Source organism: Nocardia aurantia (assembly GCF_009604425.1).
Lineage (GTDB): Bacteria > Actinomycetota > Actinomycetes > Mycobacteriales > Mycobacteriaceae > Nocardia > Nocardia aurantia.
This window is the reverse complement of record NZ_WEGI01000046.1, coordinates 1-1444: the sequence shown is the minus strand read 5'-3', so window position 1 is coordinate 1444 and position 1444 is coordinate 1. Positions and strand designations below refer to the sequence as shown.

Sequence of the window (1444 nt, the reverse complement as noted above, 5' to 3'; positions counted from 1 at the left end):
AAGCGGGGGTTCCTCTGTGTTTGTCAAGCCGCCGGAGATGTGGTCGCCGTAGTCTTGGCGGTGGCGGGTTCCGGAAGTGACTTGTCCGAAGTGCCGATCGACGGGGTTGGGTCGGCCGCGCAGGATTTCGTAGTCGCCCCCGGGTGTCCTCCGGAGCCCGCCTCGGGTGACAGCCGGCGTTCGTCGGCGATCATGATGCGCCAGACATGGTCGCAGAGGCGGCGTTTGAGGCATCGCATCGCCTCCTTGTGGCTCTTGCCCTCAGAAACCTTGCCGTCGTAGTAGACCCGTCCTCTGGTGCCTGACATGCGCATTTGAGTCAATGCGATCGTGTGCAGGGCGTTGTTGAGCTGGCGGTCGCCGTGGCGGGACAGCCGATGTCGAGACTTGCCGGCGCTGGCGATTTCTATCGGCGCGGTGCCGGTGTGGACTGCGAAGGCTCCTGCGGTGCGGAACCGTGAGGCGCGGCCGGTGCGGCCCAGCAGCCGAGCCGCGACCACCGGTCCGACACCGACCACGTCGAGCAGGCAGCTGCCGGACTCGGCGACGGTGTCCTGCATGCGCTGCTGGTTGGCCTTGAGCCGGGCGTCCAGTGCCCGCACGTCGGCGACGAGGTCCCGGGCGAGGTCCTTGCGAGCGTGTTCCACCGGTGAAGACGGGCGGACTCGCCGTAATGTATCGGCAGCCTGGCCGGCGGTCAGATCGGTAGACACGCCGCCGGGCAGCAGCTCCCGCATCACCGCGTGCAGCTGGTTGACCGTGCGGGTGCGCTGCCTGGTCAGATTCGTGCGCCGCTCATCGAGCATCCGCAGCACGGTGCTCGCTCCTTCGGCCTCGACAGGCATCGCATCACCGTGCAACGCCGCCACACTGGCAGCCGCGGCCGCGTCGATGTTGTCGTTCTTGCGCCGCCCACCCCGCGACAATTCCCGCACACGAGCGGTGGCCGTGGACGGCACATCGGTGACCTTCTCACCGTGGGCGATCAGCCACTGGGCCAGATGCCGGCCCAAACCCCACGCGTTCTCCACAGCCCAGCCTCGTTCGGGAAATCGCTTCGCCCACAGAAGAAGTCGCCGATACTCCGGCACGGTAGCGTCGATGCGGATCGTCTCGAGTACCTTGTGGGTCCCGGCATCCAGCGCTGCCGCCGTATGGGTGGACTTGTGCGGGTCGACCCCGATCACCACCGTCAACCACGTCTCCTTGTTTCCTCGTCGGACAGGAAGCCGCGGGCGACATTCCGGCTTTCGGCCTGTGCATCCCACACCTCTGTTGAGTCAGCCCGCGGCCGGTGTCGAGCCGGGGCGCAAACCCCCGGCGAGCCAGCCCGAACGGGCGGCAGGAACCTCACGAGCCAGCCCCGGCTCAACACCTCCGGCAGACTACGACCGGTGATCACCCAGCCAGCCAACCGGTGACATTCATATAAGCCGGAACCTCA

1 protein-coding gene is annotated in these 1444 nt (G+C 67.0%); it reads right to left on the bottom strand.

Annotated features, from left to right (window positions below; all coding sequences use genetic code 11):
* Positions 1-23: 23 nt before the first annotated feature.
* A complete protein-coding gene (locus NRB56_RS38075; protein WP_153349235.1) occupies positions 24-1196 on the bottom strand; it encodes an IS110 family RNA-guided transposase in 1173 nt (390 codons plus the stop codon).
* Positions 1197-1444 lie beyond the last annotated feature (248 nt).